16 protein-coding genes and 1 tRNA gene are annotated in these 25,499 nt (G+C 75.6%); 7 read left to right on the forward strand and 10 right to left on the reverse strand.

Going from position 1 to position 25,499, the window contains the following annotated elements; genetic code table 11:
- Window positions 1–396: 396 nt before the first annotated feature.
- On the reverse strand, window positions 397–933 hold the full coding sequence (locus tag AB0953_RS00005) for a MarR family transcriptional regulator (RefSeq protein ID WP_366857052.1): 537 nt from the start codon (window positions 931–933) through the stop codon (window positions 397–399).
- A gap of 123 nt (window positions 934–1,056) precedes the next feature.
- Here AB0953_RS00005 and AB0953_RS00010 point away from each other — a divergent pair, with 123 nt between their 5' ends.
- Window positions 1,057–2,352, forward strand: coding sequence for an MFS transporter (locus AB0953_RS00010; protein WP_366857647.1), 1,296 nt, complete (start codon window positions 1,057–1,059; stop codon window positions 2,350–2,352).
- 89 nt (window positions 2,353–2,441) lie between these two features.
- Here AB0953_RS00010 and AB0953_RS00015 read toward each other — a convergent pair whose 3' ends face one another.
- Window positions 2,442–4,268: an ATP-binding SpoIIE family protein phosphatase gene (locus AB0953_RS00015; protein WP_366857648.1), complete on the reverse strand. Its 1,827-nt coding sequence runs from the start codon at window positions 4,266–4,268 to the stop codon at window positions 2,442–2,444.
- 144 nt (window positions 4,269–4,412) lie between these two features.
- The gene (locus tag AB0953_RS00020; RefSeq protein ID WP_366857053.1) at window positions 4,413–5,831 is read right to left on the reverse strand and encodes an NAD(P)/FAD-dependent oxidoreductase; all 1,419 of its coding nucleotides are present in this window, start codon (window positions 5,829–5,831) and stop codon (window positions 4,413–4,415) included.
- A 339-nt stretch (window positions 5,832–6,170) separates the two neighbouring features.
- On the opposite strand from AB0953_RS00020, the gene AB0953_RS00025 reads away from it, so the two are divergent.
- Complete coding sequence (locus AB0953_RS00025; protein WP_366857054.1) at window positions 6,171–6,950, forward strand: helix-turn-helix domain-containing protein; 780 nt, start codon at window positions 6,171–6,173, stop codon at window positions 6,948–6,950.
- Window positions 6,951–7,209: 259 nt separating this feature from the next.
- The gene (locus AB0953_RS00030) at window positions 7,210–9,213 is read left to right on the forward strand and encodes a sigma-70 family RNA polymerase sigma factor (RefSeq protein ID WP_366857055.1); all 2,004 of its coding nucleotides are present in this window, start codon (window positions 7,210–7,212) and stop codon (window positions 9,211–9,213) included.
- On the opposite strand, the gene AB0953_RS00035 is transcribed toward AB0953_RS00030, so the two are convergent.
- Window positions 9,200–12,514: a BTAD domain-containing putative transcriptional regulator gene (locus tag AB0953_RS00035; RefSeq protein WP_366857057.1), complete on the reverse strand. Its 3,315-nt coding sequence runs from the start codon at window positions 12,512–12,514 to the stop codon at window positions 9,200–9,202. The two genes, AB0953_RS00030 and AB0953_RS00035, sit on opposite strands and share 14 nt — an antisense overlap.
- A gap of 405 nt (window positions 12,515–12,919) precedes the next feature.
- Window positions 12,920–15,124, reverse strand: a complete 2,205-nt coding sequence (locus tag AB0953_RS00040; RefSeq protein WP_366857058.1) for an asparagine synthase-related protein — start codon at window positions 15,122–15,124, stop codon at window positions 12,920–12,922.
- A 756-nt stretch (window positions 15,125–15,880) separates the two neighbouring features.
- Here AB0953_RS00040 and AB0953_RS00045 point away from each other — a divergent pair.
- From AB0953_RS00045 to AB0953_RS00060, 4 genes are all read left to right on the forward strand, one after another.
- On the forward strand, window positions 15,881–17,548 hold the full coding sequence (locus AB0953_RS00045; protein WP_366857059.1) for a sporulation protein: 1,668 nt from the start codon (window positions 15,881–15,883) through the stop codon (window positions 17,546–17,548).
- Between the two features lie 97 nt (window positions 17,549–17,645).
- Window positions 17,646–18,860: an L-2-hydroxyglutarate oxidase gene (gene lhgO, locus AB0953_RS00050; RefSeq protein ID WP_366857060.1), complete on the forward strand. Its 1,215-nt coding sequence runs from the start codon at window positions 17,646–17,648 to the stop codon at window positions 18,858–18,860.
- Between the two features lie 519 nt (window positions 18,861–19,379).
- Window positions 19,380–20,129: a tRNA (guanosine(46)-N7)-methyltransferase TrmB gene (gene trmB / locus AB0953_RS00055; RefSeq protein WP_366857650.1), complete on the forward strand. Its 750-nt coding sequence runs from the start codon at window positions 19,380–19,382 to the stop codon at window positions 20,127–20,129.
- 43 nt (window positions 20,130–20,172) lie between these two features.
- Window positions 20,173–21,477: a PrsW family intramembrane metalloprotease gene (locus tag AB0953_RS00060; RefSeq protein WP_366857651.1), complete on the forward strand. Its 1,305-nt coding sequence runs from the start codon at window positions 20,173–20,175 to the stop codon at window positions 21,475–21,477.
- Here AB0953_RS00060 and AB0953_RS00065 read toward each other — a convergent pair.
- The 5 genes from AB0953_RS00065 to AB0953_RS00085 form a co-directional block, all read right to left on the reverse strand.
- Window positions 21,386–22,423, reverse strand: a complete 1,038-nt coding sequence (locus AB0953_RS00065) for a M23 family metallopeptidase (protein WP_366857652.1) — start codon at window positions 22,421–22,423, stop codon at window positions 21,386–21,388. The genes AB0953_RS00060 and AB0953_RS00065 overlap by 92 nt on opposite strands.
- 302 nt (window positions 22,424–22,725) lie before the next feature.
- Window positions 22,726–23,898 (reverse strand): PP2C family protein-serine/threonine phosphatase, encoded by a 1,173-nt coding sequence (locus AB0953_RS00070; RefSeq protein ID WP_366857061.1) that lies wholly within the window; start codon window positions 23,896–23,898, stop codon window positions 22,726–22,728.
- Between the two features lie 133 nt (window positions 23,899–24,031).
- Window positions 24,032–24,105, reverse strand: a tRNA-Met gene (locus AB0953_RS00075).
- Window positions 24,106–24,279: 174 nt separating this feature from the next.
- Window positions 24,280–24,519, reverse strand: a complete 240-nt coding sequence (locus AB0953_RS00080) for an AzlD domain-containing protein (RefSeq protein ID WP_366857063.1) — start codon at window positions 24,517–24,519, stop codon at window positions 24,280–24,282.
- A gap of 97 nt (window positions 24,520–24,616) precedes the next feature.
- The gene (locus AB0953_RS00085; protein ID WP_366857064.1) at window positions 24,617–25,252 is read right to left on the reverse strand and encodes a DinB family protein; all 636 of its coding nucleotides are present in this window, start codon (window positions 25,250–25,252) and stop codon (window positions 24,617–24,619) included.
- Window positions 25,253–25,499 lie beyond the last annotated feature (247 nt).

Genomic DNA, 25,499 nt, shown 5'->3' on the forward strand with positions numbered 1-25,499 from the left:
TCTGGCGTTGATTTTTGGCACGCTGTTGAGTTCTCAAGGAACGGACGCTTCCTTCGTACTCACCCTCGCGGGCTTTCCTCCGGGCTTTCGTTCTTTCTTCGTTTCCGACTCTATCAGATCCTTTCGGGCCTGACCCCCAGTCAGCGGGGTTTGTCTTCCGGGCTGTTGGGCCCTTCCGACTCCCAGAACTCTAGTGGATTTCCCGGCCGATTCATAATCGGCCTTCCGGAATTCATTCGGGTACGCCGAATAAGCCCCCGGGCGGGAGATCTTGCTGAGTTGGGTGCCGCGACGAGGCGGCTGGATGGCTGCTCCCCGAACCTTTCGGCTCTGGAACAACCCACAGAACGCTACGGAACCCCGAGGTGGTTGTCAACCCCCCGGGCGGCGGCTTCGTCAGCCGCGGGACTGGAGGTCCTCCACGCGGTCCAGCAGGCGGGTGAGCATGTCGCCCAGCACGCCGCGCTCCGCCGTGGAGAGGTCCTGGAGGAGGTCCTCCTCGAAGACCGTGGCCGCGCGCATCGCGTCGAGCCACTTGCTGCGGCCCTCGTCGGTCAGCTCCACGATCACGCGGACCCGGTTGGACTCGTCCCGCTCGCGGGTGACCAGTCCCTCCGCCGTCATGCGGTCGATGCGGTGGGTCATGGCGGCCGGTGTCAGGCCGAGCTGCTTCGCGAGCTCGCTCGGGCCCATCCGGTACGGGGCCCCGGAGAGGACGAGGGCCTTGAGGACCTCCCATTCCGCGTTGCTGATGCCCAGGGCGGCGGTCTGGCGTCCGTACGCGACGTTCATGCGGCGGTTCAGGCGGCTGAGCGCCGATACGACCTTCTCGACCTGGGGGTCCAGGTCCTGGAACTCGCGCTGGTAGACGGCGATCTGCTCGTCGAGGCTCGGCTCGTGGACGGGCGCAATGCCGTCGGGGGTGTCACCCATGGTCCGAAGTATCGCATGACTCCGTTGGCGTCTAACTCCTTCGATGTGTAGAGTTAAGCATCGAATTTTAGGTGTGAAGACTTCGGGCTTCAGGACTCAGGCAGGTGAAAAGTGACCAAGGTGATGGGCGCCGCGATGCGGCGGATCCAGGCCGGCAACGCGCTGACGGCGTTCGGCATCGGCTTCACGGTTCCGTTCCTCTACATCTACGTGGCGCAGGTGCGCGGGCTCGGCTCGATGGCGGCCACGAGCGCGTTCGTGGCCTTCGCCGTGAGCGCCCTGGTCGCGCTGCCCTTCACCGGTCGCGTCATCGACCGCCGCGGCCCCGTCCCGGTGGTCGTCGGTGCCGCCGTCGCCGCGTCCGTCGGCGCACTGTCGCTCGGGCTGTCCACCGGCATCGTGCCGATCCTGCTGTCCGCCCTCGCGCTGGGCGCCGGGCAGGCCGTCATGCAGCCGGCGCTCGCCACGATGATCGTGTGGTGCTCCACCCCGGCCACGCGGACCCGCGCCTTCGCCCTCCAGTTCTTCATGCAGAACCTGGGACTCGGCATCGGCGGCCTCATCGGCGGCCAGATCGTCGACGAGAGCCGCCCCGGCAGCTTCACCCTTCTGTTCGGCATCGAGGCCGTGATGTTCCTGGTCCTGGCCGGCGTCATCCTCACCGTGCGGATGCCGCACGCGCCCGCCATCACCGACGCCCTGCCGAAGGACCCGGCGCAGGCCGGCGGCGGGTGGAAGCGGATGCTGGAGCACCGGGCCATGGTCAAGCTGCTCGTCCTCGGCTTCGTGATCTTCTTCGCCTGCTACGGGCAGTTCGAGTCGGGCCTGGCCGCCTTCGGCACCGAGGCCGCCCGGATCTCCCCCTCCGTCCTCGGCTTCGCGCTGGCCGCCAACACCGGGGCGATCGTCCTCGCGCAGTTCGTCGTGCTGAAGCTGGTCGAGCGGCGCCGCCGGTCGCGGGTGATCGCGCTGGTCGGGCTGATCTGGACCGCGGCCTGGCTCATCGCCGGGTTCTCCGGGCTGGGGCACGGCAGCGCCGTGATGGCCGCCGCCGCGTTCGTCAGCACGTACGGGCTCTTCGGCATCGGCGAGGCGATGCTGTCGCCGACGCTGGCGCCGCTGGTGGCCGACCTGGCGCCGGAGGGTTCGGTGGGCCAGTACAACTCGGCGTTCGCGCTGGTCAAGCAGATGGCGCTGGCCCTGGGGCCGCTGGGGGTGCCGCTGGGTGCGGGCCTGCCCATGCTGTACGTCGCGGTGTTCGTCGCGGTGTCGCTGGGGATCGCCTGGCTGGCGCTGCGCCTGGGCCGGCAGCTGAGCCCGGCGCAGGACAGGCCGGCGCTGCTGCGGGCGGAGGCGCCGGAGGCTCCGGCGGCGGTGGCCGTGGGGGCCGCTGCCGAGCCGGTGGCCGTGGCCGTGTAGGCCTCCTCCGGTTCCGCCCGTGCCTGCGGAAAGGGGTCCGGTCCTTGTGACCGGGCCCCTTCTGCGTCGTCTTCCTGCCGTGCCCTCCGTTACGCGGGCGGCTTCCGGTCCGGCAGGGCGAACTCGCACCAGACGGCCTTGCCCCCGCCCGGGGTGCGGCGAGAGCCCCAGGCCGAGGCGATCGTGGCGATGATCGAGATGCCGCGGCCGGTCTCGTCGCCGGGTTCGGCGCGGCGGCGGCGCGGGAGGTGGTCGTCCCCGTCGGTGACCTCGATGATCAGGCGGCGGTCGGTGCGGCGCAGCCGCAGCCGCATGGGCGGGGTGCCGTGCTGGAGGGAGTTCGCGACGAGCTCGCTCGCGGCGAGGACGCCCAGATCGCACAGCTCGACCGGGAAGCGCCAGGAGGTCAGGACGCCCTGGGCGAAGGCGCGGGCGCGCGGGGCGGCCTCGGTCCCGCCGAGGAGTTCCAGGGCGGCGTTGTGGAACAGCTCGGCGTCCGCGCCGGTGCGGCTGGGCTGCTGCAGGACCATGACGGCGACGTCGTCGTCGTGGTCGGCATCGATGCCGAGGGCGCGCATCAGGCGGTCGCAGATGACGGCGGGGGTGCCCTGGGCTCCGGCGAGGGCGCGTTCGAGGGCGGCGACGCCTTCGTCGATGTCCTCGCCGCGGCGCTCGACGAGGCCGTCGGTGTAGAGGACGGCGGTGGAGCCGGGGCCGAGGGCGATGGTGCCTGAGGTGTGGAGCCAGCCGCCGGTGCCGAGCGGCGGGCCGGTGGGGTCGGCTGCGCGGCGTACGGTGCCGTCGGCATCGCGGACCAGGATCGGCAGGTGGCCGGCGGAGGCGTAGGCCAGCAGGCCCTCGTTGGGGTCGTGGACGGCGTAGACGCAGGTGGCGATCTGGCTGGCGTCGATCTCGGCGGCGAGGCCGTCGAGGAGCTGGAGCACCTCGTGCGGGGGCAGGTCGAGGCGGGCGTAGGCGCGGACGGCGGTGCGGAGCTGGCCCATGACGGCGGCGGCGCGCACGCCGCGGCCCATGACGTCGCCGATGACGAGGGCGGTGCGGCCCGCGCCGAGGGTGATGACGTCGTACCAGTCGCCGCCGACGGCGGCTTCGGTGCCGCCGGGCTGGTAGGTGGCGGCGATGCGCAGGTCGTCGGGCTGTTCGAGCTCCTGCGGGAGGAGGGAGCGCTGGAGGGTGACGGCGGCTTCGCGCTGGCGGCGCTCGCTGGCGCGGAGGCGTTCGACGGCTTCGGCGTGGTCGGTGACGTCGGCGAGGTGGATGAGGACGCCGGTGTGGTGCGGATGCGGCTGCGGGTCGGCGTCGTGCCCGGGGACGGCCTTGGGGAAGTCGACGGGGGTGCAGGTCACGGTGTAGGTGCTGCCGCCGCCGGGGGCGGTGCGGTTCTTGGCGGTACGGGGCTTGCCGCTGCGCTGGACCTGGTCGAGGAGCGCGAGGAGGCCGAGCTCGCCGAGCTCGGGGAGGGCGACGCGCGCGGGGTCGCCGGCGGGGCGGGGGCCGAAGCCGGCGGTGTAGGCGTCGTTGACGTAGGCGACGCGGTGCTCGGGGCCGTGGACGAGGGCGACGAGGGCCGGGAGCCGGCCGAGGGCCTCGCGTACGGACAGCTCGTCGAGGGAGGGCACGGCGGGGGCGGTGCCGTGGGCCGGCTCGGGGCCGGGCCCGGTGGCGGGGCCGGTGCCCGGGTCGGCGGCTCGGCCTGTGCCGGTGCCGTGGCCCGTACCGGAGACGGTGGGGTCGGCCGGGCCGCCGTCGGCGGGCGCACCGGGACGGCCTGCTGCGCCGCGGGCCGCCGGGACGGCCCCCTCGCCGCGCTTGGCCTGGGCGGCGGCGTGTTCGGACCGGGCGGCGGCGCGGCGCTGCGTTCCGGGAAACCGGGCGCTCCAGCGCGTGAAGTTCACTGCGTTCAAGCCTCGTGGTGTCGCAAGTGGTCGCTGTATCGCTGGGGTGGGTCGCGGGGCGGTGTCACTGTGGGCATGTCACTCTGTGCAGGGGTGAGCACACCTATGGTCACACGCCCAGTGTGGACGACCGCACTGACAGCGTCAGCTCTGGCGGTCCTGCGGGGGGTCGGGGGCGGGTGGTGGTGCGGGGGGCCGGTGGCCGCCGCCGGCGGCGAGTTCGAATTCTGCCCTGGGGTGTTCGAGCGAGCCCAGGGAGACGATCTCGCGGGCGAAGAGGCCGGAGAGGGTCCATTCCGCGAGGACGCGCATCTTGCGGTTGAAGGTGGGGACCCGGCTGAGGTGGTAGGCGCGGTGCATGAGCCAGGCGGGGTAGCCCTTGAGCTTGCGGCCGTAGACGTGGGCGACGCCCTTGTGGAGGCCGAGCGAGGCCACGGAGCCGGCGTACTTGTGGGCGTACTCGGTGAGGGCCTCGCCGCGGAGGGCCGCGACGAGGTTCTCGGCGAGGGTCTTGGCCTGGCGCACGGCGTGCTGGGCGTTGGGGGCGCATTCGCGGCCGGGTTCGGGGGCGGTGATGTCGGGGACGGCGGCGGCGTCTCCGGCGGCCCAGGCGTGTTCGACGCCGTCGACCGTGAGGAAGGCGGTGCAGGCGAGGCGGCCGCGTCCGTTCCTCGGCAGGTCGGTGGCGGCGAGGACCGGGTGGGGTTTGACGCCGGCGGTCCACACGACGGTGCGGGTGGGGAAGCGGGCGCCGTCGCTGAGGACGGCGACGCGGTCCTCGCAGGACTCGAGGCGGGTCTCGAGGCGGACGTCGATGCCCCGGCGGCGCAGTTCGCGGACGGTGTAGACCCCGAGTTCGGGGCCGACCTCGGGAAGGATGTGGTCGCTGGCCTCGACCAGCACCCACTTCATGTCCTCGGGTTTGACGTTGTGGTAGTACCGGGCGGCGTAGCGGGCCATGTCCTCGAGTTCGCCGAGGGCCTCGACGCCCGCGTAGCCGCCGCCGACGAAGACGAAGGTGAGGGCGGCGTCGCGGACGGCGGGATCGCGGGTGGAGGAGGCGATGTCCATCTGCTCGAGGACGTGGTTGCGCAGGCCGATGGCCTCTTCGACGGTCTTGAACCCGATGCCGTAGTCGGCGAGTCCGGGGACGGGGAGGGTGCGGGAGACCGATCCGGGGGCGAGGACGAGTTCGTCGTACTCGATCTCGCGGGCGCCGGTGCCCTCGTCGGCGGTGGCGAGGGTGGTGACGGCGGCGGTGCGCTTGGCGTGGTCGATCCGCTGGACCTCGCCGATGACGATGCGGCAGGTGGGCAGCAGGCGGCGCAGGGGGACGACGACGTGGCGGGGGCTGATGGAGCCTGCGGCCGCTTCGGGCAGGAAGGGCTGGTACGTCATGTACGGCTCGGGGGTGACCACCGTGACCTCGGCTTCGCCGGCTCTGAGCCTTCTCTGGAGCTGGAGCGCCGTGTACATGCCGACGTAGCCGCCGCCCACGACGAGGATGCGCGTGGCGGGCTCGGTACCGGGGGCCGTGCCTCGGGAGTTAGCAGCCTTCACCACCCCATGACGCAACGTGGCCGGGAGTTTGTCCACAGGCCTGACGGATTGTGTGACCGGAGGGAGCAGTGGGGCGGGGCTCCCGGACGGCTCGGGCGGGGCGGGAGTTCCGCAGGTCAGAGGGTGCGAAGGGGGTGGTCTTGGGGGTGCGGAACGGAAAAGTGGGGGCGAATGCTCCGATCGGGCGGTGCTCGTACGGGGGCTGCCTCTTCTGAATTGACTCTGGCTCAACTATGTTCGTATCCCGTCGAGGAGTAGGACCGGAGCCGATGACCGTGGCTCACCTCGACACGAAGGCGGGGATGTCTCCGGGGGGAGACAAGTGATTACCGGGGGATACATATGAACATTTCCGATTTCCATGGCTCTGCGACCGCGCTCTCAGCCGAGAGCAACGGCCGCGTGATCGCCGGCACCACCGCCACGGCCGCGGCCGGGGTGGGCCGCTCCACGCCGCTGCGCGTCGACGCCCAGCGGAACCTCGAGCACGTGCTGCGCGCTGCCCGCGAGGTCTTCGGCGAGCTCGGCTACGGGGCGCCGATGGAGGACGTGGCACGGCGCGCGCGGGTCGGTGTCGGCACGGTGTACCGGCGCTTCCCGAGCAAGGACGTCCTGGTCCGCCGGATAGCCGAGGAGGAGACCGCCCGGCTGACGGAGCAGGCCCGGACCGCGCTCGGCCAGGAGGAGGAGCCCTGGCAGGCGCTGTCGCGGTTCCTGCGGACCTCCGTGGCCTCGGGCGCGGGGCGGCTGCTGCCGCCGCAGGTGCTGCGGGTCCGCTCGGCCGAGGAGGCCGCCGCCGAGGAGGCTTCCGAGGCGCGGGTTCCGCAGCAGCGGCAGGCCGTTGTGGCGGGCACGCCGGAGCTTCGGGTCGTGGGCGGGCGCACCGCCGCCGACGACGAGCCGTCGGAGGACGCGGGCGCGGGTGCGCTGCTCGAGGTCGTCGGCAAGCTGGTGGAGCGGGCCCGGGAGGCCGGCGAGCTGCGGACCGACGTCACGGTGGCCGATGTGCTGCTGGTGATAGCCACGGCCGCCCCGGCGCTGCCCGATGCGGCGCAGCAGGCGGCGGCGTCGGCCCGGCTGCTCGACATCCTGCTCGAGGGTCTGCGCTCCCGGACGGCCTGAGCCGTACGGGGCGCCGCGCCCGCGCAGCCTCCCGCCGGTCCGGGCCACCGCCCGGCGGGAGCGCCTGCGCGGCCGCGGCCTCCCCGGTGAGGCGGGAGGCGGCGCGGACATGACTCGCTCGAACGGGTGAGGGTTGGTACAGCGTTTCGCCTGCGGCGCCCGGACGGGTGGAAGGCGTGGAGACCGGTTCGGCGCGCGCCCCCCGTGTGACAGGCTTGAACGGTGTACCGGTTGAGTGTGTCGTGCGGGAGCCTTTGCGATGGGCGTTGACGGGCGCGACGAGCCGACCGGCGGTGCCGGCGGCGAGGTCGGGGCGGACAGCCCGCCCGTACGGCAGGTCCCGGCCCAGCGCGAGGCGCGCGGCCGGCACGCGGCGGCACGGACTGCGGCAGGGGGCGAACTCCCGCCGTCGGACGGTGACTTGATCGCCCGGTTGCGCGGCGGTGACGACGGCGCGTACGCGGAGCTGTTCCGGCGGCACGCCGATTCCGTACGGCGCTACGCGCGGACCTGCTGCCGCGACGGGCACACCGCCGAGGACCTGACCGCCGAGGTGTTCGCGCGGACGCTGCAGGCGGTGCGGGGCGGGGCCGGGCCGGACCAGGCGGTGCGGGCGTACCTGCTGACCACCGTGCGCAGGGTTGCGGCGGCCTGGGCGAAGACGTCCCGGCGCGAGCAGCTCGTCGAGGACTTCGCGGTGTTCGCGGAGCAGGCGGCCGCGGGCACCGAGACCGGCAGCGGGCTGTCCGGCCTGTCCGGGGACGACACGCTCGAACTGGGTGCGGACGTCCGGGCGATGCACGAGGCCGAGCAGTCGCTGGCCGTGCAGGCCTTCCGGAGCCTGCCCGAGCGGTGGCAGGCCGTGCTGTGGCACACCGCGGTCGAGGAGTCCTCGCCCAGTGCGGTCGCCCCGTTGTTCGGGCTGAGCGCCAATGCGACGGCGGTGCTGGCCGGCCGTGCCCGGGAGGGGCTCAAGCAGGCCTATCTGCAGGCGCACGTGAGTTCGGCGCTGACGGCGGGCGGGGACTGCGCGCGGTACGCGGACCGGCTGGGCGCCTATGCCCGCGGGGGGCTGCGGATCCGCGCCGAGCGCGGGCTGCGCAAGCACTTGGAGGAGTGCGTCCGGTGCCGGCTGGCCGCCGGGGAGCTCAAGGACGTCAATGCGGGCATTCCCGCGCTGCTGCCGGTCGCGGTCATCGGATGGTTCGCCGCCGGGTACGCGGCGAAGGCCGCCGGGGTGGTGGCCGGTGGGGCCGTGGCCGCCGCGGGGGCCGGGGCTGCCGCGGCCGCGTCTTCGGGCGGTTCGGCCGCGGGTGGCGCAGCCGCGGGTGGCGCAGCCGGGGGTGGTTCGGCCGCGGGTGGTTCGGCCGCGGGGGCCGGGGCCGGTGGGGCGGCGGGTGCTGCGGGGGGCGCCGGGTCCGGGAGCGGTGCGGCGGTGGTGTCCGAGGGGCTCGGGGTCTCCGCCAAGGCCGCGCTGGCCGCCGGGATCGCGGTCGCCGCGGCCGCCGGGGTGGTGTTCGCACTCGTCGGGGACGGTCCCGAGCCGGTGCCCCGGGCGAGGCCCGCGCCGGGTGTGGCCGCCTCGGCGGTGCCCGTGCCCGGGCCTTCGTCCCCGGCCGTGTCGGAGCCGCCGGCCGCGCCGGATCCCGTACGGCCCGCCTCGCCCCCGGCCTCGGCTTCGATGTCCGCGGCCGTGCCGCAGCCGGCGCCGTCGCCCGCGCTGCCCTCGCCCCGGCCGTCGAAGGCGACGCCGAGCGCCTCGGCCAGCCCCGCTCCCGCGAAGCCGTCGCCGTCGCCGTCGCCGTCGGCCACGGCGGTCGAGCCGGCGCAGGGGTTCCCGCTGGCCCGGCTCGTCCATGCCGCGGTCGGCGACCACAGCGGGCCCGAGGTGGACACCTGGCGCAGCAGCTGGGTCTGGCAGCGCCGGGGGCTGCGGATCGCCGACGTGCGCTACGCGCAGGGCATCACGGTGCACTCCCGTTCCGCGGTGCAGATCACGCTCAACCGGCAGTGCACCTCCTTCTCGGCGCGGGCCGGGGTGGACGGGCTGTCGCTGTTCACCGACGGCACCGTGCGGTTCGCCGTGTACGCCGACGGGGAGCGGCTGTGGCGGTCGGAGCCGCTCGGGTACCGGGACCCGGCCGTGCCGGTGGACGTGTCCCTCGCCGGGCACAGGACGCTGCGGCTGGTGGTGGAGCCGGCCGGGCAGGGCAGCCTGCCGACGCTGGCGAGCTGGGCCGATGCGGTGATCAGCTGCCGGTGAGCAGGGTCGCCACCTCCGGTGGGGACAGGCGCGCCCCGGCGGCCGCCTCCCGGGCGTGGGCTTCGGGGCCGAGGGCGGCGCGGGTGCGGGCAGGGAGCTCGGCCACCGCCGTCTGCTCCGGGACGGAGCGGGGGTGGCCCGCGCGCCAGGCGGTGGCCGCCGCAAGGACCCGGGCGCTCTCGGCGGGGCGGCCCGCGGCCTCGAGCAGGACGGCCGCGGTGTCGGCCATCGAGGCCAGGACGCGTTCGGCGCAGCGCGCGGCGGTCGCGGCGGCCAGGGCCGGGCCGATGCGGGCCAGGCCGGCCGCCGGACCCTGTTCCCGGGCGGTGAGGAGGGCCTCGGCGTTGTCGAGGCCGGCGGTGAACTGTGGGGGCATGGGTGCGTCCGGGGCGGCGGCGCGGGCGAGGTCGTAGTGTTCGCGGGCCTGCGCCAGGTCGCCGCGGCTCATGGCGATCAGGGCGCCGAGCAGCCCGCCGTACGCGCAGATCTCGTGGGCGGTGCCGTGCTGCGCGGCTTCCCGGTGTGCCTCGACGAGGAGCCGCTCGGCCTCGGCGTACTCCCCCTGGCAGAGGGCGGCCTCGGCGATCCGGGCGATGGCGAAGGGCACCTCGGTGTAAGCCCCGACCTCGCGGGCGAGGCGCAGGCACTCCTCGTACTCGGTGCGGGCCCAGTCGTAGCGGCCGCGGGAGAGGGCGACCTCGCCGGCGGCGCTCGCGACCTGGGAGCGGATCCAGCGGTCGCCGACCCGGGCGGCGATCTCGTGGAGTTCGGCGAGGTCGGCGTCGACGGTGCGCAGGCCGCCGGTGGTGTCGATGGCGACGTGGGTGCGGAGCATGAGGGTGACGGCGAGTTCCCAGTCGCCACCGTGGAGACGGCAGTTGGCGACCGTGGCGTCCAGGCCGGCGCGGTGGTCGAGGGTGCCGCCGGTGAGGAAGTGGGTCATCGGCCAGAGCATGGAGGGGAAGCGGGCCGCTTCGGGGCCGCCGTTGCAGTAGGCCTGCCGGATGCGCTCGGCGAGGGCGAGGTGCTGCGGGGTGGTGAACTCCTCGGGCGGCCGGCCGTCGGCGTCCAGGCTGAGGTGGAGGTGCTGCAGCCGCAGGAGGCGCCAGTACGCGGGGGTGCCCCGGGGTGGTTCGGCGGGGGTGAGGGCGGCGGCGCGCGCAGCCCAGCGGGCGCCCTCGCGGCGGTAGTCGCGCAGCCACCAGAACCAGCCGAGGGCGAGGGCGAGGCGCTGGGCGGTCTCGGCGGCGTCGGGCCCGACGGCGTCGTGCTCGACGGCCTCGGGCCGGGCGGCTGCCGTCTCGGCGGCTGCCGTCTCGGTGGTGTGGTGGAGGGCGACGCGGAGGTTGTCGAGTTCGGTCTCCATGCGCCGGATCCACGGGAGTTGGGCGGCCGAGCGCAGGAGGGGCTCGGCCTCCTCGGCGAGGGCCAGGAAGTGCGCGGCGTGGCGGCGGGCGGTGGCCTGGCGGTCGGGGGCGTGCGCGGCGGCGCGTTCGGCGGCGTACTCGTGGATGGTCTCCAGCAGGTGGTAGCGCATGCCGTCGGGGCCGGGGGCGGCGACGACGAGGGACTTGTCGACGAGGGCGCCGAGGGCGTCGGCGACGTCGAGGGGCCGGCCGCTGCGGGTGCCCGTGCCGCTGCCGTCGCCGCAGACGGCCTCGGCGGCGGCCAGGTCGCAGCCGCCGGAGAACAGCGAGAGGCGGCGCAGGACGGTGCGTTCCCCCTCGGCGAGGAGGTCCCAGGACCAGTCGACCACGGCGCGGAGGGTCTGCTGGCGGGGCAGGACGGTGCGGGCTCCGCCCGTCAGCAGGCGGAAGCGGTCGTCGAGGCGGTCGGCGATCTGGCGCGGGGTGAGCAGGCGGAGCCGGGCCGCGGCCAGTTCGATGGCGAGCGGGAGGCCGTCGAGGCGGCGGCAGATCTCGGCGACGGCGTCCGGGTCGTCGGCGGGGGTGAAGCCGGGGCGGACGGCGGCGGCGCGGTCGGCGAACAGGCGGTGTGCGGGGTCGGGCGGGAGGGGGTCGACGGGGCGGACCGCTTCGCCGGGCACGCCGAGGGGTTCGCGGCTGGTGGCCAGGATCCGTACGCCGGGGCAGCGGGTGAGCAGCAGCTCGGCGAGTTCGGCGGCGGCGCCGATGACGTGCTCGCAGTTGTCGAGGACGATCAGCAGGCGGCGGTCCGCGCAGCCCTCGACGAGCTGGGTCGCCGGGTCGGCGGCGGAGGCGGGCTTCTCGCGGGCGATGAGGGTGTTCTCGCGCAGGCCGAGGGCGCTGACGACGGCGCCGGGGACGGCTGCGGGGTCGTCGAGGCGGGCCAGTTCCACCAGCCAGCCGGGTTCGGGGTGCGCGACGGCCGCCTGCTCGGCGAGGCGGGTCTTGCCTGAGCCGCCGGGGCCGGTGAGGGTGACCAGGCGGGATCGGGCCAGGTCGGCGTGGAGGGCGGCGAGTTCGGGTTCGCGGCCGACGAAGGAGTTCAGGCGGGGGCGGAGGTTCCCGCCCCCTGCGGGCGCGGCCGGGGCCGGGCTCGGGGGCCGGGGCGGCGCGGGTGGGGCCGTCGGGGGCTGGGGGGCCAGGAGCTGCGCGTGGAGGGCGGTGAGTTCGGGGCCGGGGTCGGTGCCGAGGGCCTCGGCGAGGGTGCGGCGGGTGCGCTCGTACGCGGCCAGGGCGTCGGCGGGCCGGCCGGCCGCGCGCAGGGCGCGCACCTGCTGGGCGCGCAGGGGTTCGTCGTACGGGTGCTGCGCGATCAGCGCCTCGATCTCGGGCAGCAGCCCCGCCGGGTCGGCTGCCCCCGCGCGCAGGTCGGCCTCGATGCGGTCGCGCAGGGCGGCGGTGCGGTGGGCCTCCGGGGCGGCGGCGTGGGCGCTGCGGGCGGGCTCGGGCAGGTCGGCCAGGGCCGGGCCGCGCCAGAGGTCGAGCGCGGTGCGCAGGGTTGCGGCGGCGCGGGCGGGATCGGAGGGGAGGTCGGCGCGGCCGGTGCGGACCAGGCGGGTGAAGCGGTGCAGGTCCACCTCGTCGCGGTCGGCTATGGCCAGGCGGTAGCCGCCGGCCGGGTCCGCCAGGACGGTGTCGCGGCCGCCGAGGGCACGGCGGAGCCGGGCGACGAGGGCCTGGAGGGCGGCGGGGGCGTCCTGGGGCGGGTCCTCGCCCCAGACCTCCTCGACGAGGTCGGCCACCGGCACCGCCGCCGGGCCGCCGGCGCGCAGCGCGAGCGCCGTCAGCAGGGCGCGCAGGCGGGCACCGCCGATGGGAACGGGGGCGCCGGACGCGTCACGGGCTTCGGCGCCGCCGAGGATGAGATACCGCACCGCCCAATTCTGCCGTGTCGCTCCGCGGGGGGCGCGGGGTTATTGCGGCGGGCCGGCCGTCCTGCCGGTGCGGCCGGCGGCCGTTCCGGCGGTGCGGCCGGCGGCCGTTCCGGCGGTGCGGCCGGCGGGCGTTCCGGCGGTGCGGCCGGCGGCCGTTCCGGCGGTGCGGCCGGCGGGCGTTCCGGCGCGGGGAGTCGGGCGCGCCCGGGGGCATCGCAGGGCCGACGCGGGCGGGGTGCGGGAGGGCGGTGTCCGGCGAGGCCGGGTCCCCGGGGCTCCGCCCCGGACCCCGCGCCTCAAACGCCGGCGGGGCTGAATGGGCTGGCCCCCCGCTCCGACAGATCCCCCGAGGGCCCGGACCCTGGCGATGACGAGGGATCCGGCCGCGGGTCCGGGGGCAAGTGGTCAGGAGAGGGCTGGGCGGGGGACGGGGACGCCGTTCGGGACGGCTCTGCGGCGGGGGGTGGTCGTGCCCGTCCAGCAGGTGCCGCGGCGGGAGAGGAGCCGGGTCAGCCAGAGTTCCATGGAGACGAGTTCGGCCAGGCCGTCCAGCGGGACCGGGTGGCCCTCCGCGGCGTCGAGGAGCGCCTGTTGGACGACTCTCGCGTCGATCAGACCCGCGTCCGCCAGCAGCGGGGCCGTGAAGAGGGCCAGCAGTGAGGTGAGCGCCTCGCGCAGGCCCAGGCGGGTGGCCGTTTCGTTCGGGGTGTGGGCGGGGGCGCCCCAGCCGGGCGGGAGTTCGCGGACTCCGGCCGAGGTGAGGACGGTGCGCAGGATCGCCGCCCGGGCGCCGGGCTGGACGCGGAGGGATTCGGGCAGGGCGCGGGCGGCCCGTACGACCTGGTTGTCCAGGAAGGGGGCGTGGAGGCGCTGGCTGCGGACCTCCGCGGCCTGTTCGAAGACGCGGTGGTCGGCGGCGTGCCGGGTCAGGGCGGCGCGGGCGCGGGCTTCGCCGGGCCGCAGCGAGAGCGGGGGCCGCCCGGCGGCAGCGGCGAGGCGGATCGATACTTCCGCCAGCGCCTCCCCGGTCAGCCACCCGGCGGCGGGCCCGGGCCGGGACCAGGTGAGGGCGGCGAGCGAGGCCCCGACCGGGCCGTCGGCGGGGGCCGCGGCGCGCAGGTCGCCCTCGCGCAGCCGGGCCGCGGCGGCTTCCATGCCCGCGCGGTACGGCGTACGGGCGAGGCGGCGGGCCGCGGAGTACACGGAGAAGGGGACCAGGAGGGAGGAGGAGTCGCCGGGGGTCGAGCGGACCAGGGCCGCCATGGGGCGCAGGAGGTGCCGGCGGCGGCGGTCCATCAGGAGGTCGGCGAGCCGGGCGGGGTGGGCGTCGAGGACCTGGCGGGCTCCGTGTCCGACGAAGTGGTCGGCGGAGCCGGCGGCCAGGCGGCGGCGTTCGCGGGCGGCGACGACCAGCGAGGGCCCGGGTTCGTCGGTGAGGGGGCCGTCGAGGTCGGCGTACGGGAGGGCTTCCTCGGCGGCGGCGACGACCACGTGGTGCAGCCGGGGGTCGGCCGCGATGGCCCGGGCGCGTTCGAGTTCGGCCTCGCGGCCCTGCGGGGTGGCGAGGTCGTTGAAGGTGACGGCGAGGAGGCGGGATCCGGACCCGGGCAGGGTGCCGGGGGTGCCGGGCAGGCCGGCGGCGAGGAGGGCGAGGGTGGCGGAGGCGCTGCCCCCGGAGAGGTCGGCGCCGACGCCGGGCGCGGGGGCGCCGCGGGCCGCGCGCCGGTCGGCGGGGCCCATTCCGGGCACCGGGCCCGGGTCGTACGGCAGGGTGTCGGGGGCATGGCGGGGCGCCGTGAGCCGGGCGCGCACCGCTTCCACCAATGCTTCCCGTACGCCCTCCACCGCGGACCCCGGGTCGGCGGCGGGCGCGGCCACGGCGAGGGAGGCGACCGGCTCGTAGCCGGTGATCTCCCGCGAGCCCTCGCGCAGGATCAGCGCGTGCCCCGGCGGGATGCGCCGCACGCCCGCGTACGGTGTGCCGTCGCCCAGGGCCTCGGGGCTGTCGGGGCAGGCGAGCAGGGCGGCGAGGTGGCCGATGTCGAGCTGTGCCTCGATGAGGTCGGCGAGGGGCAGCGCGGCAGTGGCGTACGCGGTGCCGCCGGCCCATGGCGTGTAGAAGACGGGGCGTGCGCCGGCGAGGTCGCCGACGACGGTGATGCGGCGGCCGGCCTGGACGACGGCGGTGTAGCTGCCGGGCCACTGGGTGAGGTGGCGCAGGGCGCCGCCGCGGGCGGCGAGGAGGGCGCGGCGCAGTTCGGTGTCGTCGGCGCCGCAGCAGCCGAGGACGGCGATCCGGGTGAAGGGGTCGGCCGGGTCGGCGGCGAGGGTGCGGATCTCGTCGGGGCGCCAGTCGCCGACGGCCCACAGGGGGTCGGGGTCGCCCCACAGGAGTTGGGCGCCGACGGGTACGACGGTGCGGTCGGCGTCCTGGCCGGCCGGGTCGTCGGGGTGGGCGGCGTCCGCGATGCCGCCGGTCACCGGCCCTTCGTCGGCGGAGGCAGCGCGGTCGTGGTGCGGGTCCCGGCCGCCGCGGCCGTGGTGGTCGGCGACGCGGCCGGCCGTGCCGAAGCTCGCGGCGATACTGCTCCACCCGACCAACCAGCGCACCGCCGCCTCCCCAGCCCGTGGGCAATCGACCGGGGTGTGGACGGCTCGATCGGCTCGATCGGCTCAGGCGGCGCCGGGGGCGGCTGAGGGCGACCGAGGGCGCGGTCGGCCGGACCCCGGGTGGCTCGGGGTCCATGCTGCCACGAGACGGGCGTGCGGGAGTGACCGCGGAGGACGCGTGTGCCGTCGAACGTGCCGCGGTCACACGGTATTTGACGTTCCGTTCCCACCGCCCCATAGGTCGGTTTCGGCCATTCTTCGGTCGCGCCGGGCATGGCCCGCGCGCCCGGGGGCGCCCGGCCGCGGCGCTGCGCGGGCGCGGTCCGGGAGGCGGGATCCACCCCCCGGACCGTTCCGCCACCCGCGGGGATTGAGGCAGCGGCATCCCCCGGCCCGCCGGATCCACGCAGCGGGCCGACCCACGCACCGCACATCGAATCGCCGGGTCCGGAGACCGGCCAGAGCGCACGGGCGGGCGCACGGCCACACGGGCGGAGCACGGACGGGGGCGCGCGCCGTCGGCGCGGGCCCCGGCGCGGCTGTGCGGGCGGACAACAATCCCGCCATACGGAAGTCGGGGCCTTAACGCTTGGGAGGCGGGGAACTACGCTGGGTTTACGAAATGCCGGGCGCCTATGCCCGGCGGTGCACGAGTGCGCACGAGCGCGCCGGCTGCGGTACGGCCGCGTCCGCGTGCGTGCGTGCTCGTGGCTGCGTGTGAGTTGTGTGCGTTCCGCGCGTGACGAGGGGTGGCGCATGTCCAGGGAGCTCCGCGAACCCAACGAGAAGCTCGGCGCCGTCCTCGCCCTGGCGGGCATCAGCAACGCGGGGCTGGCCCGGCGCGTCAACGACCTCGGCGCCCAGCGCGGTCTGACGCTGCGCTACGACAAGACATCGGTGGCCCGGTGGGTCTCCAAGGGGATGGTGCCGCAGGGCGCGGCCCCGCATCTGATCGCCGCCGCCATCGGGGCGAAGCTGGGGCGGCCGGTGCCGCTGCACGAGATCGGGCTGGCGGACGCGGACCCGGCGCCCGAGGTGGGGCTGGCGTTCCCGCGCGACGTCGGTGACGCGGTGCGCTCGGCGACCGACCTGTACCGGCTCGACCTGGCCGGGCGCCGGGGCGGTGGCGGGATCTGGCAGTCGCTGGCCGGCTCGTTCTCGGTGTCCGCGTACGCGACGCCCGCCTCGCGGTGGCTGATATCCCCGGCGGACGGTTCCGTGGCGCGCGAGCCCGCGCCGCCCCGGGAGGCCGCGGCGGCCCGCGGGGGCGCAGCGCCCGGCACGCCGGCGGCGGGCGCGCCCGGCGCCCCGGGCCCCTCGGGCGCCCCGGCCGCGTCGGGTACCTCGGCCACCTCGATCGCCTCCCTCGCCGGCGGGTCGGCGACTGCGGCGGCATCGCCGTCCACCGTTGTGCCCGCACGGCCCTCCGGCGAAACTCCGCACGCCCCGCCCGCGGCCGGGCCGGCGCCCGTGGCGCCGTTCGTCACGGCGGCGGACGCCTCGCCGCAGCGCGTCGGCCACAGCGACGTCAGCAAGCTCCGCGAGGCCGCGGAGGACGCGCGCCGCTGGGACTCTAAGTACGGCGGCGGGGACTGGCGTTCGTCGATGGTGCCCGAGTGCCTGCGCGTGGACGCGGCGCCGCTGCTGCTCGGCTCGTACAGCGACGAGGTGGGCCGCGCCCTGTTCGGCGCGACGGCCGAGCTGACCCGGCTCGCCGGCTGGATGGCCTTCGACACCGGGCAGCAGGAGGCGGCTCAGCGGTACTACATCCAGGCGCTGCGCCTGGCCCGGGCGGCCGCGGACGTGCCGCTCGGCGGGTACGTGCTGGCGTCGATGTCGCTCCAGGCGACGTACAGGGACTTCCCGGACGAGGGCGTGGACCTGGCGCAGGCCGCCGTGGAGCGCAACCGCGGGCTGGCCACCGCCCGCACCATGAGCTTCTTCCGGCTGGTGGAGGCCCGGGCGCACGCGAAGGCGGGCGACTCGGCGGCGGCGGAGGCGGCGCTGCGGGCCTCGGAGGGCTGGCTGGAGCGGGCGCGGGCGGGCGATCCGGATCCGACCTGGCTGGGCTTCTACTCGTACGACCGCTTCGCGGCGGACGCGGCGGAGTGCTACCGGGACCTGAAGCTGCCCCGGCAGGTGCGGCGCTTCACCGAGCAGGCGCTGTCGCGGCCGACGGAGGAGTACGTGCGCTCGCACGGGCTGCGGCTGGTGGTGAGCGCGGTGGCCGAGCTGGAGTCCGGGAACCTGGACGCGGCCTGCGCCGCCGGGACCAGGGCGGTGGAGGTCGCGGGCCGGATCTCCTCCGCCCGGACGACCGAGTACGTACGGGACCTGCTGCACCGGCTGGAGCCGTACGGGGACGAGCCGCGGGTGGCGGAGCTGCGGGAGCGGGCCCGGCCGCTGCTGGTGGCCCCCGCGTAGCCGCTGTGTCAGTGGCGGGGTGCAGTATGCAGGGGTGGGAGGTGGCAGCTTGGGCGGCGGCGTGAGCGGCGACGGAACGGTCCGGGGACGGGCACGGGTGCGGGCACGGGCACGGGAGCGGGTCGACTGCGACGTGCTGGTGGTCGGTGGCGGCATCGTCGGGCTCTCGACGGCGTACGCCCTGTCGCGGCTGGCGCCGGGGACCCGGGTGGTGGTGCTGGAGAAGGAGTCCGGCCCGGCCGTGCACCAGACGGGCCGCAACAGCGGGGTGATCCACAGCGGCATCTACTACCGGCCCGGGTCGCTGAAGGCGCGCTTCGCCGTGAGCGGCGCCGCCGAGATGGTGAAGTTCTGCGCGGAGCACGGGATCGCGCACGAGGTGACCGGCAAGCTCATCGTCGCCACCGGGCGGGAGGAGCTGCCGCGGCTGCACGCGCTCGTGCAGCGGGGCCGGGAGAACGGCATCCCGGTGCGGGAGCTGGGGCCGGCGCAGATCGCGGAGTACGAGCCGGAGGTGCAGGGCCTGGCCGCGATCCACGTCGGGACCACCGGGATCGTGGACTACGGGCAGGTGGCGCGCCAGCTGGCGGAGTCCTCCGGGGCGGAGGTCGTGTACGGCGGGGCCGTGGACCTGATCGCGCGGCGCCCGTCCGGGATCGCGGTGCGGACCTCCGCGGGGGTGGTGGTCCGGGCCCGGGTGCTGGTGAACTGCGCGGGCCTGCAGTGCGACCGGATCGCGCGGCTGGCGGGCGACGACCCGGGGATGCGGATCGTGCCGTTCCGGGGGGAGTACTACGACCTGGCGCGGCCGGAGCTGGTGCGGGGGCTGGTGTACCCGGTGCCGGATCCGGCGTTCCCCTTCCTCGGGGTGCACCTGACCCGCGGGATCGGCGGCGGCGTCCACGTCGGGCCGAACGCGGTGCCGGCGCTGGCCCGCGAGGGGTACGGGTGGGGGGTCGTCCGGCCGCGGGACCTCGCGGACGAGCTGGCCTGGCCGGGATCCTGGCGGATGGCCGCCCGGCACTGGCGGTACGGGGCCGGGGAGATCCACCGCTCGCTGTCGAAGGCGGCCTTCACGGAGGCCGTGCGGCGGCTGCTGCCGGGGGTTTCGTCCGCGGATCTGCGGGCCTCCGGGGCGGGGGTGCGGGCGCAGGCCGTGCTGCGGGACGGGACGCTCGTGGACGACTTCCTGATCCGGGAGGGGATGCGGGCGGTGCACGTGCTCAATGCCCCGTCGCCGGCCGCGACCGCCTCGTTGCCGATCGGGCGCGAGATCGCCCGCCGGGCCCTGACCACGCTCCGGGCCGCCTGACCCCTCCCTCCGGGGGGCCGCCGCCCGAGCCGCCGCCGGGCCTTGCCGGCTCGGTGAGGCCTTGCCGGCGCCGTCGGGCCCTGCCGGCTCCGTCGGGAGCCCGGGCTTGCCGCCGCCCGGCGGTGCACCGTCGACTGCGGGGGGGCGGGCTGCCGCTGCGCGGAGCCGTTCCCCTCCCCGCCCCTTCCCGAAACCGGGGCTCCGCCCCGGACCCTCCCCCCAGACTCCGCCCGGGGGGACCCCCAGGGCGCTTCGCGCCCGGTGCGCTCAAACGCCGCGCGGGCTGGATTGTGCCGCTGCGCGGCAATTCCAGCCCCGCCCGGCGGGAAATCCAGCCCCGCGGCGTTTGAGGCGCGGGGGTACGGGGGCGGAGCCCCCGACTCTTTGACGGGTCCGGGGGGAGCTCGCCGCGCGGGGCGGGCGGGGCGCGGGTGGGGGACGTAGAATTCCTGGATTGTGTCTGAGTCCCATTCCACCCAGCCCAGCGTCCCGGAAGCCGCGCCGGAGGCGAAGTCCTACGTGCCGCCCAAGTGGCGCACCGAGCCCCGGTTCCCCGACGGCCCCGCCCCGGACCCGGCCGGCTCGCACCACGAGCGCCGCATCCGCAGCTTCCAGCCGCGCCGCAGCCGGGTGACCACCGGCCAGGGCGAAGCCCTCAAGCGGCTCTGGGGGACCTGGGGCCTCGACATCGACGGCCGCCACGTCATCGACCTCGACCGCATGTTCGGCGGGCTGCCCGTCGTGCTCGAGATCGGGTTCGGGATGGGCGAGGCCACCGCGCAGATGGCCGCCGCGGACCCCGACACCGGGATCCTCGCCGTCGACGTGCACACCCCCGGCCAGGGCAACCTGCTGGCCCTCGCCGAGCGCAACGGGCTGACCAACGTCCGCGTCGCGAACGGCGACGCGATCATCCTGCTGCGCGAGATGCTGCCGCCCGCCTCCCTCGCCGGGATCCGCGTGTACTTCCCGGACCCGTGGCCGAAGGCCCGCCACCACAAGCGGCGCCTGATCCAGCCCGAGTTCCTGGACCTGGCCGCGACCCGCATGGCGCCCGGCGCCGTGCTGCACTGCGCGACCGACTGGGAGAACTACGCCGAGCAGATGCTCGAAGTGCTCTCCGCGCATCCCGAATTCGAGAACACCCAGGCGGACGGCGGCTACGCGCCGCGCCCCGACTTCCGGCCGCTGACCCGTTTCGAGGGCCAGGGCCTCGACAAGGGGCACGTCGTCCACGACTTGCTCTTCCGCCGGGTGAAGAAGGACTGATGTCACTGCGCGTGGCGGGGCGACTCGTTAGAGTCATCGCGTGTTGCCCGCCGCGCCTCCCCCGGTTCGTGTTCGTGCGTGCCTGCTCGGCGCCCTCGGCGCCTCGGGCGTGGCGATCCTCGAGCTCGTGCGGGAGCAGACCGGCACCGCCGGTTTCCTCGTCGGGCTCGGTCTGGCCGTGCTCCCGGTGCCGCTGCTCATGGCGGCGTTCCGGTGGCTCGGCCGGGCCGCGCCGCGCCCCTGGGCGCAGTTGCTGTTCTGCTTCGGCTGGGGCGCCTGCGCCGCGGCGCTGATCGCCATACTGGCCAACAACTTCGCCACGGAGTGGATCTCCGCGGCGACGGCCGATCCCGACCATGCCGACGAGCTCGGGTCGGTCGCGATCGCCCCGGTCGTGGAGGAGAGCGCGAAGGCCGCGGCCCTGCTGCTGGTCTTCGTGTTCCGCAGGCGCCAGTTCACCGGCGCGGCGGACGGCTTCGTCCTGGCGGGCTTCACCGCCACCGGGTTCGCCTTCACCGAGAACGTGCTGTACCTCGGCAACGCCTTCGGTGAGGACGCCGGCAGCGGGGTCGGGGCCCTCGACTCGGTGACCGCCGCCACCTTCTTCGTACGGATCGTGCTGTCGCCGTTCGCGCACCCGCTGTTCACGGTCCTGACCGGCCTCGGCTTCGGCGCCGCGGCCGCACTGCCCCCCGCAGCCCCGCGGATCGCGCGCACCGGGCTGCCGCTGCTGGGACTGGCGGGCGCGATGGGCCTGCACGCGCTGTGGAACTGCTCCTCGCGGATCGGCGAGTACGGGTTCTACTGGATCTACGGCTGCGTGATGGTCCCGGTGTTCGGGCTGCTGCTGGGCCTGGCCGTCCGCATAAGGCGGCGTCGGCTGCACGCCGTGGCCGGGGAGTTGGCGGTGTACGCGGCCGCAGGCTGGCTGGCTGCGGCGGAGGTGCCGGCGCTGGCCTCGATGCCGGCCCGCTCACTGGCCCGGTCGCTGGCCCGGCACAGCGGGGGACGGGCCGCGGGCCGCGCGGTGGCCCGGTACGAGGAGGACGCGGCCGCGCTGGCCCTGCTGCGGCACCGGGCGCGGACGGGTCCGGCCTGGGACGCGGAGTTCGCGGGCCGGGAGCGGGAGCTGCTCCAGCGGCTGTGGCTGCGCAGGGCGACGGCCGGGCCGGCGCTGGCCCGGGCGGCGGTGCTGGAGGAGCTGCTGCCGCCGCGGACGGGCCCCGGGGAGCGGGTGTTCGTCCCGGCGGCCCGGCTTACGGGTTCAGGCCCTTGGACTGCAGCCACGTCAGCGGGTCCGTCGTCGCCCCGCCCTTGCGTACTTCCAGGTGGAGATGGGGTCCGGTGACGTTGCCGGTGGCGCCGACGCGGCCGATGGTCTCCCCGGCACCGACCTGGCCGGAGGTCACCGACATCGAGGACAGGTGGCAGTACCAGACCTCCGTGCCGTCGGCGAGGCGCAGCACGATCCGGTAGCCGTACGCGCCGGACCAGCCGGCCGAGGTGATCGTGCCGCCGGCGACGGCCTTGACGGGCGTGCCGGTGGGGGCGGCGAAGTCGAGGCCGGTGTGGTGGCCGGAGGACCACATGGAGCCGGCGGCGCCGTAGTGCGAGGTGAGGGTGTAGGAGGAGGTGGGCAGGGAGTAGCTGCCGCTGTTGCTGTCGGCGGAACCGGACGCCGGCCCGGAGCCGGCGCCGGCGGTCCGGTCCTCGTCGGCCTTGGCCTCGGCAGCCTCCTGGGCCGCCTTCTCGGCGGCGGCCTTGGCCTCCGCCGCCGCCTGCTCTGCGGCCTCCCGCTTGGCCTTGGCCTCCGCGGCGGCGGCCTCCTGCGCGGCGCGCTCGGCCTCGGCGCGGGTCTGCGCGTCGGCGGCGTCCTGCTGGGACTCGGCCTGCTGGAGGATGCGGGTGCGCAGCACCTCGCCGGCGTCGGCGTGCTGCTGCGCCTGCCGGTCGTGCTGCGCGAGGACGCCGGTCGTGGGGGCGGCGGCGTCCGCATCGGAGCCGGCCTTCGCCTGCGCGGCCGCGCCGGTGTGCGAGTCGCCGGACGGTCCGGTCAACGAGGGTATGGAGATCGGGAGTTGGGGGCGGTCCTGCGCGGTGGCGAGGGGGGCCGCGCCGACCGCGGCGATGACGCCGACGCCGAGCACGGTGGAGCTGCGCGCAAGTCCCCCGCGCTGCTTGACGACCCGGTGCTTGCCGCGCAGCGGACGCGCGGAGTCCTCGGTGGGGTTCCACTCGCCCCAGGCGCCGGCGGACGGCTCTTCCTGGACCGCTGTGCCTTCGTGGGCAGGCAAGTTGGAGGCCACCGGGGCACACTCCTCAGGGATACGCACGCGCAGGGCACCGCCTCTGCGACGGCTGGGACGACCGCGCTGCGTTATCGAACGGTAATAGACGCGGGGGAATGATTCCAAGCCGCCGTGATTGATCGTTTCGGCCAAGCGGACGCCGAACGAACGGATGTTGACCGCACTTATGCTCATTCAGTGGGGCAAACAGGGTGAAACGCAGCCGAATTCTGTATCTCTCTGGTCACACGGGCCTCTTGACGGTTCGTCACCACACTTGCATTGTGCGGCCGTTCGGTTACGCCGTGTTACGACTCTGAGGCCGGTGCGGCACGCCGCTCCGGCTGCCCCTGCGCCGGCCGGCCCACCGCGAGCAGCGCCATGTCGTCCGTCGTGCCACCCCCGGTGTGCCGGCGCACATCGCTGCTGAGCGCACTCAGCAGCGCGTCCGGCCCGGGGAAGACCCGCCCGCGCAGCCGGACCGCCGGATCGTAGAACTCCCCCGCGGCGTCGCGGGCCTCGGTCACCCCGTCGGTGTAGAGCAGCAGGGTGGCGCCCGCCGGGAACGGCCACTCCTCGGCCCGTTCCGCAGCCGCGGACAGCTCCCCCAGGCCGAGCGGGAGCGCGGGCTCCGCGGGCGCGAGCACCGCCAGGCCCCCGTCCGCGTACAGCAGCAGCGGCTCGGGATGGCCGCGGTTGAGCAGCCGCAGCACGCCCGGGCCCGCGTCGGCGTCCCCGCCCGTCGGGATCTCGCCCAGCAGGCAGGTGGTGAAGCCCTCCACCGCGTCCAGGCCGACCCGCCGCGTGCCCTCGCGGGTCAGGGCCCGCTCCAGCCGCCCGGCCAGGGCCTCCAGCGTCGGCTCGGTGTCGGCCGCCTCCCGGAACGCCCCGAGGACCACGGCCACGGCCTCCACCGCTCCCAGCCCCTTGCCCCGTACGTCGCCCACCGCGAGGCGGACCCCGTACGGGGTGTCCTGGACGGCGTACAGGTCCCCGCCGATCAACGCGTCGGCCTGCGCGGCCTCGTACCGGGCGCTGACGTGCAGCCCGCCGATGCGGTCGGACGGCGTCGGCAACAGGGCCCGCTGGGCGGCCTCCGCGATCCCGCGCGCCGAGGCGAGGCGCTCGCCGCTGCGCCGCACGACGCGGTTGGTCAGCAGGGCCAGTCCGGAGACGGTCATGACGGTGACCAGCTCGGTCAGGGCCTCGACCTGCCAGGTGGTGCCGTTGTGGACGTGCAGCAGGAACACGGCGAGCGAGGCCAGCACACCGGTGACGGCCGTGGCCCGCAGCGAGGAGAGCGGGGCGGCGATCAGCGGGGCCGCGGAGAAGAACGGGGAGCCGGTGTAGCTCGGCGGGGTCAGCAGGTCGAAGGCGAGCCCGAGCACGATCAGCGCCGCCGGCAGCGCCCGGACCACCCTCCGGGCGGCACCGCCGGCCGCGTCGTCCGCCGCCTCCGCCTCGCCGCTGCCCTGCCGCACCCCTCAAGGCTGGCCGCAGCTGCGCCGGTACGGCGACCGGGCCGGGCCGACCGGGTGAGCGGCGGCCCGGAGACGAGAAGGCCCGGACACGACGAAGGCCCGGCTTCCTGGGAAGCCGGGCCTTCGTACTGAGTAGCGGGGACAGGATTTGAACCTGCGACCTCTGGGTTATGAGCCCAGCGAGCTACCGAGCTGCTCCACCCCGCGTCGGTAGGTACAACCCTACGGCATCCGGGGCACCCCTCACCGCCATATGACGGCCGAATCGGCCACCGGGACCACATGTGCGCAGGTCAGAGGGGGTGGCGAGAGCGCAAAGAGAGCTGCGTCATCCGGCGGCGAGGCGCAGCAGCGCCAGCGAGCCGATGCCGAAGGCGATCGTCAGGTGGAAGTTCCGGGTGTGCCAGGCCGGCAGCAGCGTCGGCACGGCGAGCCACAGGCCGAAGTTGGCCGGGCCGGGGCCGGCAGGGCGGCGATGACCGCGGGCGGCACCTGCCGCAGCCAGGCCACGACGGGGGCGGGCAGGGCTGCCGCCGCGAGGAGGAGGGTCGGCAGCAGCCGCGGCCCGAAGCTGACGGCCGCCATGCCGGCGATGGTGAGGGCGAGGGCGGTGTCGCTCATCGGCCCTGGTGTTGGTGGTCCGGCTGCGGGCCGGTGGTGGCCGGTCGCACAGTTCCCCGCGCCCCTGGGGGCTGGGGCTGCGGGGTGGGCGCGGGCGTCAGTGCAGGCCCAGCGAGGCGTAGGTGGCGTCGAGTTCGGTGACGTCCAGGCCGGCGGCCTGGCGGACCAGGCGGATGGCCCGGTAGATCTGGTTGAGGTGCGCGATGTCGTGGCCGACGACCTTGCGGATCATCACCTCCATGGTTTCGCCGCCCTGTTCGCCGTGGCGGCCCGTGCGCTGCCGGTCCTCCGGGGTGAGCGCGGCGAGCAGGGCCACGTTGGAGGCGCGCAGGCCGGTCCAGGCGTCGAGCATCTGGCGGAACGGGAGGCGGGGCAGCGGGGCCCACAGCTGCTCGTCGTAGCCGGGGTAGACCGGGTTGTCCTCGGTGGCGACGAGGCGCCAGCGGAAGCCGTAGACGATGTCGACGTCGAAGAGGTGCCCCACGATGAAGGCGGCGGGCCACTCGCCCGGCTCGGGGACGGTCTCGGCGAGTTCGGTGGGCAGGTCGGCGAAGAGGGCTGCCGCCCAGACGGGGGTCTTGGCGATCACGTCGAAGGGGTCGCGGTCGGCGGCGACGTCGAGGAGGGCCTGGACGTAGGCGGCCGGGTCTTCGGTGGCGGAGGGGATGTCGATGCGGTGGACTCCGTCGGTGGTGGGGGTGGTCTGGGTCTGCGGCTGCGTCTGGGTGGTCATGCGGGTTCCCTTCGGGTGGGTCGGTGTTTGCCGGCCGGGTGCGGGCCGGTGAATGGCTGGTCGCGCAGTTCCTCGCGCCCCTGGGGGCGGTGCCCGCCGTGCGTTCGGTGCGGGGGCGTGGGGGTTGGGCGCGCAGTTCCCCGCGCCCCTGGCGGGGGCACACGCCGTGCGTTCGGTGCGGGTGCGTGGGCTGAGTGCGCAGTTCCCCGCGCCCCTGACGGGGTCGACCGCCGTTGAGCGCGTGGTT

Source organism: Streptomyces sp. NPDC046866 (assembly GCF_040704625.1).
Classification (GTDB): Bacteria; Actinomycetota; Actinomycetes; order Streptomycetales; family Streptomycetaceae; genus Streptomyces.

What these genes read in the sequence shown, in the direction of transcription:
- AB0953_RS00005 (WP_366857052.1), bottom strand. Translation starts at nt 933, where the DNA reads ATGGGTGACACCCCCGACGGCATTGCGCCCGTCCACGAGCCGAGCCTC.
- AB0953_RS00010 (WP_366857647.1), top strand. Translation starts at nt 1,057, where the DNA reads ATGGGCGCCGCGATGCGGCGGATCCAGGCCGGCAACGCGCTGACGGCG.
- AB0953_RS00025 (WP_366857054.1), top strand. Translation starts at nt 6,171, where the DNA reads ATGAACATTTCCGATTTCCATGGCTCTGCGACCGCGCTCTCAGCCGAG.
- AB0953_RS00030 (WP_366857055.1), top strand. Translation starts at nt 7,210, where the DNA reads ATGGGCGTTGACGGGCGCGACGAGCCGACCGGCGGTGCCGGCGGCGAG.
- AB0953_RS00045 (WP_366857059.1), top strand. Translation starts at nt 15,881, where the DNA reads ATGTCCAGGGAGCTCCGCGAACCCAACGAGAAGCTCGGCGCCGTCCTC.
- AB0953_RS00080 (WP_366857063.1), bottom strand. Translation starts at nt 24,519, where the DNA reads ATGAGCGACACCGCCCTCGCCCTCACCATCGCCGGCATGGCGGCCGTC.
- AB0953_RS00085 (WP_366857064.1), bottom strand. Translation starts at nt 25,252, where the DNA reads ATGACCACCCAGACGCAGCCGCAGACCCAGACCACCCCCACCACCGAC.